Origin of the sequence: Dolichospermum sp. DET69, assembly GCA_017355425.1 — a bacterium.
Lineage (GTDB): Bacteria > Cyanobacteriota > Cyanobacteriia > Cyanobacteriales > Nostocaceae > Dolichospermum.
In genome coordinates this window covers 4,677,802-4,695,577 of the sequence record CP070233.1, presented here as the reverse complement: position 1 = coordinate 4,695,577, position 17,776 = coordinate 4,677,802, and the positions used below count along the sequence as shown (strand labels likewise).

General features: G+C 35.4%; 11 protein-coding genes. 9 read left to right on the top strand and 2 right to left on the bottom strand.

The genetic code is table 11. The features are described 5' to 3' along the window. The first annotated feature begins 302 nt into the window (after positions 1 to 302). Both EZY12_21470 and EZY12_21465 read left to right on the top strand, forming a co-directional pair. A complete protein-coding gene (locus EZY12_21470) occupies positions 303 to 569 on the top strand; it encodes a hypothetical protein (protein ID QSX67266.1) in 267 nt (88 codons plus the stop codon). A 100-nt stretch (positions 570 to 669) separates the two neighbouring features. Beyond that, on the top strand, positions 670 to 1,998 hold the full coding sequence (locus EZY12_21465; GenBank protein ID QSX67265.1) for a glutamate-5-semialdehyde dehydrogenase: 1,329 nt from the start codon (positions 670 to 672) through the stop codon (positions 1,996 to 1,998). A gap of 145 nt (positions 1,999 to 2,143) precedes the next feature. On the opposite strand, the gene EZY12_21460 is transcribed toward EZY12_21465, so the two are convergent. Beyond that, positions 2,144 to 3,559 carry an isochorismate synthase gene (locus EZY12_21460; protein QSX67264.1) on the bottom strand — a complete coding sequence of 472 codons (1,416 nt, stop codon included), beginning with the start codon at positions 3,557 to 3,559 and terminating at the stop codon, positions 2,144 to 2,146. A 366-nt stretch (positions 3,560 to 3,925) separates the two neighbouring features. Here EZY12_21460 and EZY12_21455 point away from each other — a divergent pair, with 366 nt between their 5' ends. From EZY12_21455 to EZY12_21445, 3 genes are all read left to right on the top strand, one after another. Continuing rightward, entirely contained in the window at positions 3,926 to 4,825 is a 900-nt protein-coding gene (locus EZY12_21455; GenBank protein QSX67263.1) for a 2-carboxy-1,4-naphthoquinone phytyltransferase, read from the top strand. A gap of 197 nt (positions 4,826 to 5,022) precedes the next feature. Next, complete coding sequence (locus tag EZY12_21450) at positions 5,023 to 6,003, top strand: o-succinylbenzoate synthase (protein QSX67262.1); 981 nt, start codon at positions 5,023 to 5,025, stop codon at positions 6,001 to 6,003. Then, positions 5,988 to 7,313, top strand: coding sequence for a 2-succinylbenzoate--CoA ligase (locus EZY12_21445; GenBank protein QSX67261.1), 1,326 nt, complete (start codon positions 5,988 to 5,990; stop codon positions 7,311 to 7,313). Before EZY12_21450 ends, EZY12_21445 begins: the two co-directional genes overlap by 16 nt. Here EZY12_21445 and EZY12_21440 read toward each other — a convergent pair whose 3' ends face one another. After that, positions 7,314 to 7,763, bottom strand: coding sequence for an acyl-CoA thioesterase (locus tag EZY12_21440; protein QSX67260.1), 450 nt, complete (start codon positions 7,761 to 7,763; stop codon positions 7,314 to 7,316). A 204-nt stretch (positions 7,764 to 7,967) separates the two neighbouring features. On the opposite strand from EZY12_21440, the gene EZY12_21435 reads away from it, so the two are divergent. The 4 genes from EZY12_21435 to EZY12_21420 are packed head-to-tail and all read left to right on the top strand — an operon-like array spanning position 7,968 to position 17,771. Then, positions 7,968 to 11,282 (top strand): DEAD/DEAH box helicase family protein, encoded by a 3,315-nt coding sequence (locus EZY12_21435; protein ID QSX67259.1) that lies wholly within the window; start codon positions 7,968 to 7,970, stop codon positions 11,280 to 11,282. Beyond that, positions 11,279 to 13,762, top strand: coding sequence for an ATP-dependent DNA helicase RecQ (locus EZY12_21430; protein QSX67258.1), 2,484 nt, complete (start codon positions 11,279 to 11,281; stop codon positions 13,760 to 13,762). The genes EZY12_21435 and EZY12_21430 overlap by 4 nt, the downstream gene beginning before the upstream one ends. Then, on the top strand, positions 13,759 to 14,664 hold the full coding sequence (locus EZY12_21425) for a hypothetical protein (GenBank protein QSX67257.1): 906 nt from the start codon (positions 13,759 to 13,761) through the stop codon (positions 14,662 to 14,664). The genes EZY12_21430 and EZY12_21425 overlap by 4 nt, the downstream gene beginning before the upstream one ends. 5 nt (positions 14,665 to 14,669) lie before the next feature. Beyond that, a complete protein-coding gene (locus EZY12_21420; GenBank protein ID QSX67256.1) occupies positions 14,670 to 17,771 on the top strand; it encodes a hypothetical protein in 3,102 nt (1,033 codons plus the stop codon). Positions 17,772 to 17,776 lie beyond the last annotated feature (5 nt).

Sequence of the window (17,776 nt, the reverse complement as noted above, 5' to 3'; positions counted from 1 at the left end):
TGCTAACCTACTTAGTTCGTGATGGCTACTTCAATCAAATTCCTATAGATATATATGTCTGAAACCCAATAAAATCGTGACGATATCAATAGGGTTTCAGGGCTTTGGCAATATTATTGGATATACCTCATCCATCTTGAAACCTGAATTAAAACCCCTCCCCTCAATCCCCTCCCCTTGGTAAGGGGAGGGTAGGTTTTGCTTTAGCAAAACCGGGGTGGGGTAATTCGATAAACTACAGGTTTCATCTTGAACGTGGTTTACATTAAAATGGCCTGTGAATTTTATTTTTTTCAGAAATTATGTCTACAGAAGGGACTCCTGTTAATATTCCACAGACAGCTTTAGCCGCTTTGGTGGATGTTTTTGTGCAGCAAGGTCATCCACATCAATATGCTGAAGCGATGGCGACTTCAATCATTTTTCAGACTGATTTAGATTTACGGAATGCTCAGATTGCCAATCTCTTAGGCTGGCTGAAACAGGAGCATAATGATATCTATCCCTCAGCCTTGGATGTAGTTGGAAAAACTTCCGAAGAATTTGAACGTCGAGTTCAAGAAGGTTAAGTGTCTAGACTCGATTTGGTGAATTTCAAAAAATAGGGTCAAAAATTAGCTGTTTCAGCTAATTTTTTCCTCAAAAGTTTCCCACTTACCAGGTATTCTTATGACTAATTTCAAAATTATTTCTCCTCTATCTGCGATGCCTACTACCAGCGAAGCTATCGCTCAACAAACCCGTCAAGCTGCTAGTAAGCTGGCAGTTCTCTCCTCTGAGGCCAAAAATCAAGCTATTGAAGCGATCGCTCAAGCTTTAGAATTGGCAAAGGATGATATTCTGCAAGCAAACCTGGCTGATTGTCACGCAGCAACAGACGAAGGAATCGCTAAACCCCTTTATAAACGGTTGCAGTTAGATGAACATAAATTAAGGGATGCGATCGCTGGTGTGCGAGATGTTGGTAAACTAGAAGATCCTATTGGTAAAGTCCAAATTCATCGAGAAATTGACACTGGTTTAATTCTCAAACGCATTACTTGTTCTTTAGGCGTTTTAGGAATTATTTTTGAAGCCCGTCCTGAAGCCGCAATTCAAATTGTTTCTTTAGCAATTAAATCAGGTAATGGTGTCATTCTCAAAGGTGGTAAAGAAGCAATACGTTCTTGTGCAGCCATCGTCAAAGCCATTAAACAAGGATTATCTCAAACTGCGGTTAATCCTGATGCGGTGCAATTGTTAACCACCAGAGAAGAAATATTAGAACTTTTGCAATTAGATAAATACGTAGATTTAATTATTCCTAGAGGTTCTAATGCTTTTGTGAAATTTGTCCAAGATAATACCCGCATTCCCGTATTAGGTCATGCTGATGGCATTTGTCATCTTTATGTAGATCAAGCCGCTGATATTGCCAAAGCTATTAGTATTACTGTAGATTCTAAAATTCAATATCCCGCTGCTTGTAATGCCATTGAAACTTTGCTAGTTCATAGTAGCATTGCTGCCGAATTTCTCCCCCGAGTTGCCACAGCTTTACAAGCACAAAATGTAGAATTAAAAGGTGATGAACGTACTTTAGAAATTTTACCTAATCTTGCCGCAGCTATGGAAATAGACTGGCAAACAGAATACAGTGATTTGATTTTAGCCATTAAAATTGTTGATTCTTTAGAAGACGCTATATCTCATATCAGTAATTATGGTTCTCGACATACAGAAGCAATTATTACTGAAGATATCACAGCCGCAGAAACATTCCAGGGTCTAGTAAATGCAGCGGGAGTTTATCATAATTGTTCTACCCGGTTTGCTGATGGTTTTCGCTATGGTTTTGGTGCAGAAGTGGGAATTAGTACCCAACAAATGCCACCTCGTGGACCCGTTGGTTTAGAAGGTTTAGTAACATATAAATATCAAATGTCTGGGAATGGACATATTGTGAAAACATACACAGGTGCAAATACTAAATCATTTACTCATCGTGATTTGTCATAACATTATTTCCAGTTAAATATCCTGGACTAGTATTTTTTCTTAGTCCACGGAGGTAGACTTTGTTTGTGTGGTTCCGTGATTTATAATCGCCAGGGCTTGTCTTGGGTAATCAGATCACTAGATGAGGTTTTTTTGTTTTTTTGCTTCAAACTAAGGCTTTTAATAAAGCTTGCAGTTTAAGTTGCACTTCTGCAAATTCTTTTTCTGGATCTGAACCAGCTACAATACCTGCACCTGCATACAGCCTAGCATAATTACCATCAATTAAAGCTGAACGAATCCCCACAATAAATTCACAATTTCCCTCTCCGTCTACCCAACCTAAAGGCGCTGCATATAAACCTCTTTCAAAACTTTCATAACGGCGAATCTCTGCACAAGCAATATCTCGCGCTGCCCCGGCAACTGCTGGGGTAGGATGGAGTTGAGCAACAATTTGTAAAGGGTGAATATTAGTCGGAACTACGGCACTAATTGGTGTCCATAAATGCTGTATATTAGATAATTGTCGGAGTCTGGGGGCTAAAACTTGGGGGAATAAACCTAGTTGAGATAAATGTTGAGTAATAAAATCTAGGACAAGTTTATGCTCGTGTTTTTCCTTGGTACTATTAACTAAATTGTTAGCATTTGCGGTATCTTCTATAGGTGTTTTACCTCTAGGGGCTGAACCTGCTAAAGCATCGGTAATTAACTGTTGTTTGTGAATACTAATTAACCGTTCTGGACTCGCACCAATAAAGTTTTGTCCTTTCCCATTACTGGTAGAGAATATATAACAATTAGGATGTAATTGACGCAGATTATCTAAAGATTGTAATAAGTTAAAATCATGATTGGCATTGACATCTAAGGTATCAGCCAAAACAATCTTACTGAGATGATTGGACTGGATTATTTCTAATACTGATGCGACAGAGGTTTTAAATTTATCACCGTTTTTCGTGATTTTTTTATATAAATTCAAGGGAAATTTATTAATATTTAGAGAATAATTCTTTAAGGACTTAATAATTTCTAAATGGCGTTGTAAATTATCTAATATTTTGGTAATATTAACACTAGAATTAATAATTGTATTCATTACTAATGTACAGCAATTACTTTTTAAAGCTATTTGCCAACAAGGTAAGAAAACCGTAGCCGAGGGAAATGGACAATCAGCTTTTTCGTGCTGATCAAAAAAACTGAAAGTACAAAAAAAACGGGGTGATAAAAAAGTTTGACTTTCTTCAGAAATAGTAATGATATTATTCAGAGAGTTTTTAATAAATTCTTCTGATTTTGTAAATCTGTCTTTACCAAAAATTTCTAATTTATCTACAGTATCAATTGCGGCTATGGCTTCACCATTACTTCTATTTTCAAAATAAAAATTTATGGCATTTTTCTGCTTAAATTTATCTAAAACCAGCAAAGGATCAACTAAATCAATTTCTAGGGGAATACTCACAATTTTACTATGATTATGGCGACGGCAATTCTCCTTAATCTCTAATAGTAATTTATTCAGGTATTTATAGTCTACAAAGGTGTGGCTGCGACATGGTGAAATTGTCATGGATGTATAAGTTAATTTTTATTAAGTTATCTTCCTAAAATGTAATAAATCATGGTGGTATTTTTATAGGTAACATAATTCAGTCACCATTAACCAGCATAGATTTGACTAGGTTCTGGGGTTAATCCTATTTTGACTGCAAGAGGGCAGGTTATATTGGAGGATGTGAACCTATAATCACAAAATTAACATTTTTTGGTCATTTACCAAAGTTAAACAATTTTAGATTGATTACACCCGCAAGGGTAGGATCTAAACTGATAAACAATCCTAAATCTCCAATCTAAAATAGCTAGTCAAGTGCCACAGAAAATTATAAAATTTAATTGATAACTAAAGTTCTGGTAATTTAACTAATCACAACTGATGACTTCAACTCAGATTTCACCACCTCAAGCTAAACTATGGATGGCGGCAATTAAACCGCCAATGTACAGTGTTGCTATTATGCCGATTTGGGTAGGTTCGGCGGTAGCATTTAGCGAGAAAAAGATTTTTAATACAACAATATTTTCAATTTTTATTGCTGCGGCAATTTTAATTTTAGCTTGGGAAAATATTAGTAATGATGTATTTGATGCTACAACAGGAATTGATCAGAATAAACATCATTCATTGGTGAATTTAACTGGTAACAAAACCTTAATGTTTTGGATAGGAAACCTGTGTTTAGGTTTGGGTTTGTTGGGGATAATGGCGATCGCATTTTTGCAAAAAGACCCTACAGTTATCGGTATAATCCTCTTATGCTGTGGTTTGGGCTATATGTACCAAGGTCCGCCCTTCCGTCTAGGATACCAGGGTTTAGGCGAAATTCTCTGCTTTTTTGCCTTTGGTCCCTTGGGTATGGGTGCAGCCTATTATAGCCAAACCCAAACCTGGTCTATCACTAATTTAGCAGCTTCAGTGATTTTAGGCATTGTTACCAGTTTAGTCTTATTTTGCTCCCATTTTCACCAAGTTGCCGATGACATAGCCGCAGGAAAGAAATCTCCTATTGTGCGTTTAGGAACTCAAACTGCTGCAAAGGTTTTAGTGGGATTTACTGCGAGTATTTATCCCCTAACTTTGCTATTTGTGATTTTGAATATTTTCCCAATTTGGACATTACTCAGTTTCCTCAGTTTACCTTTTGCGGTGAAATTATGTCGTCACGTCTTAGAAAATCACAATCTACCAGATAAAGTAAGTAATTCTAAATTTATCGCTATCAATGTTCATTTTTTAAGTTGCTTATTTTTAGGTTTAGGATTTATTATTGGTTAATGATTGTCAGCATTCAGGATATACAAGAACCCCACCCCCAACCCCCTCCCCGCAAGCGATGAGGGGGCTAAGATGTACCTCATAAAAGCGGAAACCGCTGTATAGCAAGCAAGGAACAGAGAAGGGAAGAAATTTTCTTCTTACTTCTTCTTTTTTCTCCTGACTCGGTGACTCGGTGACTCCTGAATTCTTATCTCATGATTTATCAATTTTCTTTTCGTTACTTTAGCCAAAAATTCACAAATCCCATTATTACTAATCATGGAGTTTGGGAAATCCGCGAAAGCATTATTATCCGCTTGATTGATGAAAAAAATAACATTAGCTGGGGGGAAATTTCCCCCATTTCTTGGTTTGGTTCAGAAACCATCCAACAAGCATTAGATTTTTGCAATCAACTTCCACAAACAATTACCAAAGAGATAATTTTCGCCATTCCCAATAACTTACCATCTTGTCAATTTGCCTTTGAATCAGCTTTAATTCCAACCCACGAAGGTGGGTTTTGTCTGTGTAGCCGCGACTTCCAGTCGCTCAATTCAAATCTCACTTACAGCGGCTTATTATCAGCAGGAAAATCAGCGTTAAATCAATGGGCTAGTTTATCGGAACAAGGATATAAAACATTTAAATGGAAAATCGGTGTTGATGAAATAAATCAAGAATTAGAAATATTTGATTTACTAATATCCAGTTTACCAACATCAGCAAAATTACGTTTAGATGCTAATGGTGGACTTACTTATCAACAAGCTGAATTATGGTTAAATAAATGTGATCAATTCTTCCCCAAAATTGAATTTATCGAACAACCTTTACCTCTAAATAAATTTATAGAAATGCAGGAATTAAGTAATTCCTATTCTACCCCCATAGCACTAGATGAATCTATCGCCAATCTTCAACAATTAGAATCCTGTTTTCAGCAAGGTTGGCGGGGAATTTTTGTGATTAAACCGGGAATAGTCGGTTCACCATTTCGGTTAAGACAGTTTTGCAAAAAACATCAAATTGATGTTGTATTCTCATCTGTATTTGCAACCGAAATTGGTAGACAAGCCGCATTACAATTAGCAGTAGAATTATCTGCAAATAATCGCGCTGTTGGTTTTGGAATTAATCACTTTTTTAAACAACAAGAAGCAAACTGGTTAGAAAGTCTATGGAAAACCTTTTAGAAAATGTCCAAAACCATGATTGGCTAATTTGTGATCATAGCCAAGAATTACCGCAAATAGCAACAGAATTATATGTAAAATTAACCCAGTTATCAAACCCAAAAATCATCATTGCGGAAAGATCACCAGTGAGATTTTTAGCCAGTTTTATTGCTGCTTGTGCGGCTAACTGTCCAGTTTTCTTATGTAACCCAGATTGGAGTCACGACGAATGGGAACAAGTCTTTAATTTAGTCCAACCAGATATAGTTTTAGGAATAGATCATAACTTTTCAAAATCACCAATTCCCAATTCTCAATTCCCAATTCCCAATACTATCATGATTCCTACTGGTGGTTCATCAGGAAAGATTAAATTTGCGATTCATACATGGCAAACATTAACCGCATCTGTCCAAGGATTTACAGAATATTTTCCAATAAATACAGTTAATTCATTTTGTATATTACCACTATATCATGTAAGTGGATTAATGCAATTTATGCGTTCATTCACAACAGGAGGTAAATTAGTAATTACCTCATCTAAAACATTAGAATCTGCTCAAATATCAAATATTAATCCAGCAGGATTTTTTATATCTTTAGTGCCTACGCAATTACAAAAACTCCTCCAAAATCCCGAATTAACCGAATGGCTATCAAAATTTTCTACCGTACTTTTAGGAGGTGCGCCGGCTTGGGATGAATTATTAGAAAAAGCCAGATTTCATCAGATTAGATTAGCACCTACCTATGGAATGACAGAAACCGCTTCTCAAATTGCAACTCTCAAACCTGATGAATTTTTACAAGGTAAATTCAATAGTGGGAAAATTCTTCCCCATGCTAAAATTATCATTGATAATCAACCAGGAAATATAAATATTCAAAGTAAATCTTTAGCATTAGGTTATTATCCCGAAATGTGGGAAAATAGAGATAATTTTGCAGTTGATGATATTGGTTTTTTAGACAATCAAGGCTATTTACATATTATTGGCCGGAATAGTGACAAAATTATTACAGGTGGGGAAAATGTTTACCCAATAGAAATTGAATCAGCGATTAGAAAAACTAACATGGTGATTGATGTTTGTGTAATTGGTATAGTTGATAAACATTGGGGACAAGCATTAACAGCTATTTATATTCCTAATAATCAAAATATCTCTCACATGGAAATTCAAACACAACTAAAAAATCAACTTAGTAAATTCAAAATTCCTAAACATTGGATTTCCCTACCAGAATTACCCCGTAACACCCAAGGTAAAATCAACCGTCAACAACTCCAAAAAATCGCCCAAGACTTTCTGAAAACTTACTAATTACATCACCTCTTCCCTTGATTTTCTTCTCTGGGCGCCCTCTGCGTCTCTGTGGTTCGTTTCTAACCAATCATTCATGTAATTTGGTAATTCCTGCTTAATTCGACTACTCACATCAATACAAACGTGCCTAGTAACTGCCTTGGCAACTATTACCTCATTTACTAGAATTTCATAGGTAATTTCAAATTTATCTAAACCTATTTTTTCGGCTAATAAACTAATCATTAAATTGTCACCACAATACAGGGGACGCAAAAAATCAGCACTTGTATGGACAATAGGAAAAACTACAGATTGATTAGTAAAAAATGATTTAAGATTAATACTAGAAGCTGCTAATGAAACCTCATAAGCTTCATGACAAATTCTTAAAATATTAGCGAAATAAACGACTCCAGCCGCATCAGTATCTTGAAATCGTACAGTGTAGTAATATGGAAAAGCCATGTTGAATTTCCTCAATTAAAATCATGCTATAAAAGATAATTTTAATTGATATCTATAAATACTGGGAGGTGCAGATCCCCGACTTCTTGAAGAAGTCGGGGATCTTTCTGTTCCAAGGATCACAAAAAATGTGTGATTTTGCTCACCTATGTTACTGCCATACTACACAAAAATAAGGGTTGAAGTAAATATTCGACTATAAATATGATACAGCTTGGTTCATTGGTTTATTCTCAGAGAAATAATTTAGGGGTGGGAAAAGTCGTTGACATATCTGATACCCAGGCAACAGTTGAGTATTTTTACTCTGTTAGTCAACGCATACCTGAAACTTTTCTATTAGATACATTAACTAAAACCAAGCTACAGCGTCAAACTCGATGCTATATTTGGCTAGAAACCCAAGCTATATGGATTATCGGCAGAGTTTCCGAATGGGATGAAGAGATTCAAAAATACCAAGTTCATCTACCTGATAAAGAAGTAATTTTTGTCAGTGAGGTAGAGATTTATGTGCGCTGTAATCGTCCCCAAGCCAACCCAATGGAAACTTTGGCTATGAAAGGTCAAGAAACACCCTATTTTCATGATAGACGACTTACTTTTGTCCAATCCTTAATTTCGCAACGTGCTGTCTGTCGGGGGATGACAGGATTGATATCTGCTAATATTCAGCTTTATCCTCATCAAGTTGAAGTTGTCCGTCGGGTTCTGGAAGACCCCATACAACGCTATTTATTAGCAGATGAGGTGGGACTAGGAAAAACCGTTGAAGCTGGTGTGATTTTGCGCCAATACCTGTTAGACGAACCAAAAGGTCGGGCAGTAATTATAGTTCCCGAATATTTAGTAGGACAATGGCAACAAGAATTAGAACAAAAATTTTATCTTTCCCATTTTCCTAAACAAGTAGTAATAATTACTATTGATGAAATTCAAAAAATTAATCCCAAAGTAGAAATTGGTTTGGTGATTATAGATGAAGCTCACCATATTGCAGGTTTAGCAAATTCTCAAGAACCTGGAGAACGTCAAAAGTTTGAACTTTGTAAAGATATCGCCCATAAAAGCGATCGCCTACTTTTATTGTCTGCAACTCCCGTACTCAACAATGAGAGGGATTTTTTGGCAATGTTACATCTACTTGATCCTACAACATATCATCTCAATGATGTATCTGGGTTTCGCACCAGAGTTGAAAATCGTCAACAAATTGGTCGAGTTCTTCTTGGCTTTAAAGAAGACGCAAATCCTTTTGTGATCAAATCTAATCTCAAGCTATTACGTAACCTATTTGCAGAAGATAATTATTTATTGAATTTAGCGAATGATTTGGAAAGTTGTTTACAAAAAAAATCCCCTCAAACAGATCCAATTATTCGGTCTATTCGCACCCACATTAGTGAAACCTATCGTCTCCATCGGCGAATGCTGCGTAATCGTCGGGCTTCAGTAGAAGATGTTGTTTTTGACAGAAATATTAAACCTCAAGAAGAATATGATTTAGACGAGCGATCGCTAGATATTCACCAACTCCTTGATGAATGGCGTTCTGTTGCCCCTCATGAACAGGAATATCAACGGATTTATCTGTTGTTTTTCCTAGGTTCTGGAACTTGGTTAGGCATTTTAGAGCAAGTAATTAACGCCCGTCTAGGTAATAATAAACAGTTAGAAAAACTCATTCAAGAGTTTACAAAAAAAGATATTAATATCTTAACGCAAACACCAAAATTTTCAGGTGAAGAAGAGATTTTACAATCCTTGCTCAAAACAATTCAGCAACCTCCAGAAGCAGGAGAACGAATTGAACATTTGCAGACAGTATTGTTAAATCAGCTAGGTATTTACTTCAAACTACCACCATCAGTGCGTCGGAATCAGCAGGATTTACTCATAAAAATACAACAGAGAATTCGTAGACCAATTTCTGGGGATACACTACCTAAATTTGTTGTCTTTACAAGTTTTGTCCAAACCTGTACAGAAATTGTCCGCTATTTAATTCAGAGTTTTGGAGAAACCGCAGTAGTTAGCTGTCATATTGGAGCATCAAGAGAACAGATTGCGAAGAATTTAATTAATTTTCAGAATAACCCAAATTGCTTTATTCTTGTATGCGATCGCTCTGGGGAAGAAGGACATAATCTCCAATTTGCAGACTGGTTAATTCACTTCGATATACCCTTTTCCCCTAACCGTTTAGAGCAAAGAATTGGTAGACTTGATCGCATTGGCAGTAAAATCAATTTCCAATCTTGTGTATTCCTTGGTCTTTATTCAGAAGAGAGTCCCCATAATGCTTGGTTTCAACTGTTGAAAAATGGTTTTACTATCTTTCAACAATCAATTGCTAGTCTACAATTTTACATAGATGAAAAACTGCCAGAATTAGAAACAGTTTTGTTTCAATTAAGTGCTGTGGGAATATTAGAAATAATTGAACCACTTAAGGAACAAATCAAAGCCGAAATATTGAAGATCAATGAACAATATGCCCTTGATGAAATTGATGCTCTTGATGATCAGGCAACAGAATATTTTCAAGCATTAGATAATGATGATGCTTGTCATCAGCAAATGCAGCAAGCAACTGAAACTTGGATTTGTCAAACCATAAACTTTCGGCGGAGTCTAGATACAAATAAAGAAGGAGTAATTAGCTATTACCCTAGTCAACATACCTTAATTTCAGTAGACGAAATCAAAACTCACTTTGCAACTTGTACAAATAACATTGGCACTTTTAACCGGAGAATTGCTAATAAAAATACTGGAGTTAATCTTTATCGAATCGGTGAAAGATTTATAGACTCCCTATCATCTTATATTCATTGGGATGATCGAGGACAATGTTTTGCTATGTGGAGAGTTGCCCCATCTTGGAACACTAGTGAAAGGATGGAATGGTTTGGTTTTCGATTTAACTATATTATCGAAACAAACTTAGCCAAATGTACTACAAACCCGGCTAAATTAAGAACCCTGAAAAGACTAGCAGATGGGCTATTTCCACCCAGATTACAAACCATATTTATTGATGCTCGATCTGAACCTATGAGCATTGTTGATGACTTAGAACTACTGAAAATATTACAAACTCCATATAAAGCTAAAGGTAGTCCATACCGAGATTACAACTTAGCTAAAAATAGGCTATCTATTCTTGATAATTTTGTTGAATCTAGCAAGTGGGCAGGTTTTTGTCATAATGCTAGTAACTCGGCTTTAAACATCATATATCAACGTCCAGATTTTCAGAAATTGTGTGAAAAATTTGCTAAACGGGCTGAACAAAAGCTTAGTAAAAGGTTAGAACAACTCCATTTAAGAATAAATAGAATTAATCAAGAAGAGCAGATTAATGATTCAGTATTGCAGCAAGAACTCTTAGCAGAAACAGAATTAAATCAAGAAATAATTGCGGGGATTCAACATCCACATATTCGCTTAGATTCTGTGGGTTTTATGATCATTTCTGGACGAAACTTACAACTAACTCAGGAGGGTGACGAATGACAGACTCATTTATTAAACTGAGGGAAATTCTTAAAACTGGCAACATTCCTGAAGATATCAGCGATTTTAAAGAAGGGTGTTACCAACGTTTATTTAATGCCTTGCGGAATAAATCTGGCTTAGGAGATATTGCCAGTTTAATTCGTCATATCTTGCGGTTTGAAGATGAAAAGCAGGATGGAAATTCGCAAATTTTCCTGCAAATCCCTCGAAACAATACTTTTCCTAATCGAGATATTTGGGAACGATGTGGTATAAAAATACTGAGTGAAGATCAAGACTACTTTCTGATTAGTCCTCGTCCTTGGCAACCCAAATGGCTTGATTGTACAAATCAATATCCTCCAGATACACCGTTATTTAAAGAAGAAATTCGCCGTCATCATGAATCAGCTAACGGTGATCCATTTTTGCAAACAATGCGGTTAGATAAATATCTCAGCATTGGACAAAGAGAAGCTATTCGTGCAGTTTTAACTGCGCCAAAAAACTCAACTTTAATCATTAATTTACCCACAGGATCAGGGAAAAGTCTTTGCGCTCAGTTACCAGCTTTATTAAGTTCTCAAGATGGTGGTGTTAGTGTGGTAGTTGTGCCAACAACAGCACTAGCAATAGATCAAGAACGGGCATTAAAACAATTTGTTAATCATCCAACAGCATATTATAAAGATGATTCTCCAGCAGGAAAAGCCAGGAGACAAGGGATACGAAATCGCATTTGGGCAGGAACTCAAAAAATAATTTTTACTTCACCTGAAAGCCTGATGAGTAGTCTTGCAAGCTCTATTTATGAAGCTGCAAAATCGGGAATGTTGCAATATTTCGTTATTGATGAAGCCCATATGATTGAGCAATGGGGTGATGATTTTCGTCCAGCTTTTCAAGAACTCCCTGGTTTTATTAGAAATTTACATAACTATAGTTCATTTACTACATTATTACTGACTGCAACATTAACTGAATCTTGTTTAGATACTTTAGAATCATTATTTGGTCAAGATTTACAAGTTATTTCTGCTGTCCAACTACGTCCAGAACCTGCTTACTGGTTTAAATGGTGTGATAGTGAAGAAATGAAAAAACAAAGGTTGATTGAAGCCTTGTATCACCTACCACGGCCACTAATTATTTACGCAACAATAATTGATGATGTCAAGAACTTAAAAAAGGAATTAGATCAGGCTGAATTTAAACGCTGTTCGATCATGACGGGTCAATCTAGTGAGCAAGAACGGTCACAATTAATCAAAGATTGGCGAGAAAAAAATATTGATATAGTTATTGCTACATCTGCCTTTGGATTAGGTGTAGATCTAGCTGATGTGCGGGCAGTTATTCATGTTTGTATTCCCGAAAATATCAACCGCTTTTATCAAGAAGTCGGCAGAGGAGGCAGAGATGGCAAAGCTTGTTTATCACTGACATTATACACAAATAAAGATTACGATGTAGCTAGAGATATCAATGACAATTCAGCCATAACTGTTGATAGAGGGTTACAACGATGGCAAAGTATGTTTTATGCTAAAGAAACATTAAATAATGGTAGATTTCGATTTCCTATCAATAATCCTCCTTCTATGGAAACTAAAGATATTGATATGAATAGTGAACAAAATACAACTTGGAATTTACGCACATTAACATTATTACAGCGGGCTAAATTAATTGATATTGATTCCGAAGAAACCCATAAATTTAGCCAAAATACTCGAATTATTAATATCCGCAATGAAAAACATTTAGATCCATCTACTTGGGAATATGAAGTTGAACCAATCCGACGGCAACGTAAAGCCTGGAGTGATAAAAATTTAGCACTCATGAGAGAAGCTTTAAAAGCAAAACGTTGTCTTTCAGAAATATTTGCAGAAGCCTATACTATTCCTTCCCGTAATGCACCACAACCCAGAAATGGTGTGAGAGTTTCTCGTGCTTGTGGAGGTTGTTTTGTCTGTCGGCAAAAGGGTATACAGACCTTTGCCGGAATTATGCCCTCTCCTAGTCGCGTTTGGCAAGAACCTAAATTTTTTGTAGGTAAGGAATTAGAACGCTTACTTGTAGGTAATAAATTATTACTGATTTTTTATGAATCCTCAGACAGTAGAAATATCAAAGAACGCATTAATCAACTATTCAACTGGTTTATAAAACAGGGAATTATTAATATGATTGTGCCACCAGAGTTAAGAAAATCTTTAATCAATGAAGCAAATATCATTCCTCATGCTTTCATCTTTTTATGGGAGAAATATCAACCTTTGAAAATGCCATATATTCCTACATTGATTTTTCATCCTCAAGGAGAGAAATTACTTGATAACTATTTAACAAGAAATAATAGTTCTCAAGCACCTCGAATTATTTTCTTGCCTATAGATACACCTGATCCTAGTCGTCCTGACCGACGATTAATAGATATTTTTCCCGGAAAACAATTAAAATTTGCACTTTTTTGCATGGAGATTGGTTTATGAGTGTACTTAAAGAACCCTTAGCAACACCCAGTAGATTTAAAGGAATTTTTCGATATTTACTAGCTAAAGAACATCAAAAAGAGAAGAGAAATGTATTAGAACAAATACTTTCTCCTAATAAATTGGTGGAGCGGCTTCTGTCTACCGAAGAAAAAGCCAGTGATAAAAAAGCAAAACATCCTATGTTTCATAACAATATTAGAGAATGTATTAAATCTAGTCTTTTAGTAGAAATTGAGGATGATATTGGGATTAATCTCATGTTATCAGAAGCAGCACGTAATCCCCAATTAGGTGAATATTTATTACCTGATACTCTAGCTACATTATTTTTTGCATCTGGTAATCAAGACGAAGAAGATTTTGGTCTTCTTTGTGCTTGGTTTTTAGCACAAGATATCTATGATTTTTCTGGAAGTTGGGAAACAGTAGAAAAGCTAGTCAGTGAACAAAAAGTAGGTGAATTGTTAAAAATAAGCAGTGGTACACTTTATAGTCAAATGAATGACTGGATGTGCTACATGGGGTTAGCTTGGTCTCATGCTTTAGAAGGAAAAAAAGTTATAGTACCTGATCCGACAGCTTACATTAAACGTAATCTTCAACATTTCTTTTCTAACCAAGAAGATAAAAAACTTCCCATTAAAGAATTTATTGATAGATTAGCCAAAAAGTGTCCTTTATTTGAAACAGGTAAATTCAGAGATGAAGTAGAAGCAAATATTGGTTATCGTCAACCTAACTATTTATCTACTAGTACAGCTTTCGCTTTATTTCGTCTTCAAGATGAAGGTTATATTCAGTTTATTCGAGATTCAGATGCAGATTTAATGCTGCTTCCGAAAGCGAATAATGAAGTTGATGATAATAGCAAAATTTCACATATTATTTTGAGAGGGTAAAAATCATGACTTTTGAAAAATTTGTTTGTTGGAATTTAGAAAATGTCCATCGTGTCATGGATGTGGAAGCGACTCAAGCACAAGATCACATTTTCTTGGCTACCCATCATCCTATTAAAATGTATCGTCATGAACTGATCAGAGATACTTCATCAGGAGTACCCTATAATGAACAGCAATTTCTTAAAGACTTTCTCGCTGAACCAGATTTTGCTTTTGTCCCAGTATTAGGAACTTCTGGTACAGGTAAATCCCATTTAATTCGTTGGTTAGCAGCTAATATTCAATCAACCAAGCAAAGAAAGGTTTTATTAATTCCCAAAATTGGCACTAATTTAAAAGACATTATTAATTTAATTCTCCAAGGTATGCAGGGAGAAAAATTTGATGACTATCGGCAGCGGGTAAATAGAGCAACTAATATATTAACAGAAACCCAAGCACGAGTTCAGTTACTTAATCAATTAGCAGCAGCAGTTGGGGACAATGGGAAACGGGAAAAAAGCAAACTAACTTATGAAGAAATTTATCTGGTTGAAGAACTAAATTCCCTGCTATATGATCCATTTTTTCGAGAAAATTATTGGTTGAAAGACAATGGTATTATTCACCGTTTAGTTATTCATATTCTGGGATATCGAGATACATTAGAAATTGTGGAAGAACGTCGAGAATTTTCTCTTAGTGATTTACCAAATGATATTTTCGATATCCAAAAAGCTGGAGAAAAGTCGCGCAGTTTTTATACTGAACTTTGGAGTAATGACGAAATTAAAAAAATCACAGTAGATTGGTTGAATCTTCACTTAGATGAAGCGATTACTCAAGTTTTGAATTTGGGTCGTGAAGACTTACAAAGACTAATGCGTGAAGTGCGCGAAACTTTAGCAGAACAGGGGGTTGAATTAGTTTTATTAATTGAAGATTTTGCTAAATTACAAGGTATTGATAGAGAATTATTAGAGGCAGTTTTAGCTAGACCGCAACAACCAGGAAGTAAACCTCTATGTGCTATCAGAACGGCTTTAGCTTGTACTACAGGTTATTTTAAAAATTTAATTGATACGGTGCAACAGCGTGTTACTTTCAGCGTCAATCTTGATATTGAAAAAATCGGAGAACAATCTTTAGTTACTCAAGTTGATATTCAAGAATTTGTATCTAAATACCTGAATGCTGTTCGTTTAGAAGATGAGGTAATTTCCAATTGGGCTAGTTATTATCAACAAGAAAATGTAGTTCAAGAATCTTTAACAAATGCTTGTAATGACTGCGAACATCGTCAAGCTTGTCATAGTGGTTTTGGTGATGTTAATGGGGTTGGATTATATCCTTTTAATGCTGTAGCTTTAAAACAGATGTTTGCTAAAGTAAATGAGAAAGAATTTAATCCCCGCATTCTGATTAAAGATGTCCTCAAATACACTTTAGACAATGGTTGGAATGATATTAAAAAGGGAAATTTTCCATCTGTTAGTTTGCAAAAACACTTTGGCAGAATGCGTTTAAGTGCCATGTTGCAACAAGATATTAAAAATAAAGATCCACAAAATTTTGATCGGCATCAGATACTTTTAGATTTATGGGATGATGGAGATCAACTTTGTGATTTACCAACGGAGTTGCATACAGCTTTTAATGTACCTCTAATAGGAGTAGGAGTAAGGATTAAGCAATCTCCCAAACCTATAACTACAGTCGGGGAAGAAAAACCACAAAAGACATACACAACAGAATCTGAGCCTGTTGTTAAGATAAGTACAAAAATAGAAGGAATCCCCGAAAACTTAGCTAAAAAAATAGAGATTTTGAATGATTGGAATAATCAAAATATTTTACAGGTACAAGTAGCTACAGAGGTACGTGAATTTATTTTTCCCGCTATTGTTCAACACATTCAATGGGACAATGAGATGTTACTAGAAAAAACATTTGCTAGTAACTCTAGTAAATATTTCAAACAAAGAAATATTGTTTTTTATAGTCCCAGGGTGACAAGAGAAACAATTGCTGGTGTGAAATTATCACTACCTCTCAACCCAGATGATGCTGATGATTTCCGAGAAACTACTATAGCTTTCCAGGGTATTCTATTCTATAGTCATTATAAACATTGGAAGTTTAAAGATGGCGATCGCTATTTTCGTACCTACAGCAAACAATTAGAAAAATGGAGTCAGTACGTCTTAGCAGAGATTCGTCGTTATCCTCGTGAGTCTGGAGAACCTTGGAATCCTCTACCAGCAGCATTAGAATTGTTGGCCATAGGTTCTACAATGGCCGGACATGATACTAATTCCTTAGATAAGTTGATTAATGCGTTATTTCTGGAAGTAGATAACAAAGAAAATGTAAATCGCGCTTCTAGTTGGAAAAAGTTATTTACTACTCTCGAAAAACACCGTCCAGATTTATTAGAGATTGTCCAAAGTCGCATTGCTTGTACTAAAGGTGCCTCTAATCAGTTTCAAATTATTGATTCAACTCAAATTATTCAACCATTAGAAAAGATTAAAAAATCTTGGCAACCTCAATCTGAAATTCCTGCTGATGTTGATTGTGATATTTTTCAACCAATCCATAAATCCCGTCAACAGGTAGATGAACTACTAGAAAAAGCTATCAGAGAAGAAACAGAAAGACAACTAGCTATTTACCAATCTTTAGTAGTGGAATTAGGAAATGATTTCAAGAAAAAAGAGATTATTGATAAATTAAAAGCGGCAATGGAAAAAGCTAGAGAAGCTGGAGTTTTTCGGGGTAGAAAAAACTTTGAGGATATGATACCTGTACTAGATCAGTTTCGACGTACAGCTACTTCTGGCTATATGGAAGCAATGAAGAAGCTACAATCTGAGCAAGAAAATTCTCATGATCAAATAGGAAAACTGCTGCCATATCTAAGTGAAGACTATCAAAAAACTATGATAGATACTGAAGACTTTATCAAACATACTAATAATTTTTTAGATGCTTCTCTACTAGAAGTAAAACAAAGTATTAGTGACTTAGAAAATTCTGATGGTGCAACCGTAGAAACTAGTCATCAAGCTATTCAACAAGGTTTAGCTAATTTACGTAATTTGCTTGTAGAAATTAAAGGATAAATGAT

What these genes read in the sequence shown, in the direction of transcription:
- EZY12_21465 (QSX67265.1), top strand. Translation starts at nt 670, where the DNA reads ATGACTAATTTCAAAATTATTTCTCCTCTATCTGCGATGCCTACTACC.
- EZY12_21420 (QSX67256.1), top strand. Translation starts at nt 14,670, where the DNA reads ATGACTTTTGAAAAATTTGTTTGTTGGAATTTAGAAAATGTCCATCGT.
- EZY12_21440 (QSX67260.1), bottom strand. Translation starts at nt 7,763, where the DNA reads ATGGCTTTTCCATATTACTACACTGTACGATTTCAAGATACTGATGCG.
- EZY12_21460 (QSX67264.1), bottom strand. Translation starts at nt 3,559, where the DNA reads ATGACAATTTCACCATGTCGCAGCCACACCTTTGTAGACTATAAATAC.
- EZY12_21455 (QSX67263.1), top strand. Translation starts at nt 3,926, where the DNA reads ATGACTTCAACTCAGATTTCACCACCTCAAGCTAAACTATGGATGGCG.
- EZY12_21445 (QSX67261.1), top strand. Translation starts at nt 5,988, where the DNA reads ATGGAAAACCTTTTAGAAAATGTCCAAAACCATGATTGGCTAATTTGT.
- EZY12_21425 (QSX67257.1), top strand. Translation starts at nt 13,759, where the DNA reads ATGAGTGTACTTAAAGAACCCTTAGCAACACCCAGTAGATTTAAAGGA.
- EZY12_21435 (QSX67259.1), top strand. Translation starts at nt 7,968, where the DNA reads ATGATACAGCTTGGTTCATTGGTTTATTCTCAGAGAAATAATTTAGGG.
- EZY12_21470 (QSX67266.1), top strand. Translation starts at nt 303, where the DNA reads ATGTCTACAGAAGGGACTCCTGTTAATATTCCACAGACAGCTTTAGCC.
- EZY12_21430 (QSX67258.1), top strand. Translation starts at nt 11,279, where the DNA reads ATGACAGACTCATTTATTAAACTGAGGGAAATTCTTAAAACTGGCAAC.
- EZY12_21450 (QSX67262.1), top strand. Translation starts at nt 5,023, where the DNA reads ATGATTTATCAATTTTCTTTTCGTTACTTTAGCCAAAAATTCACAAAT.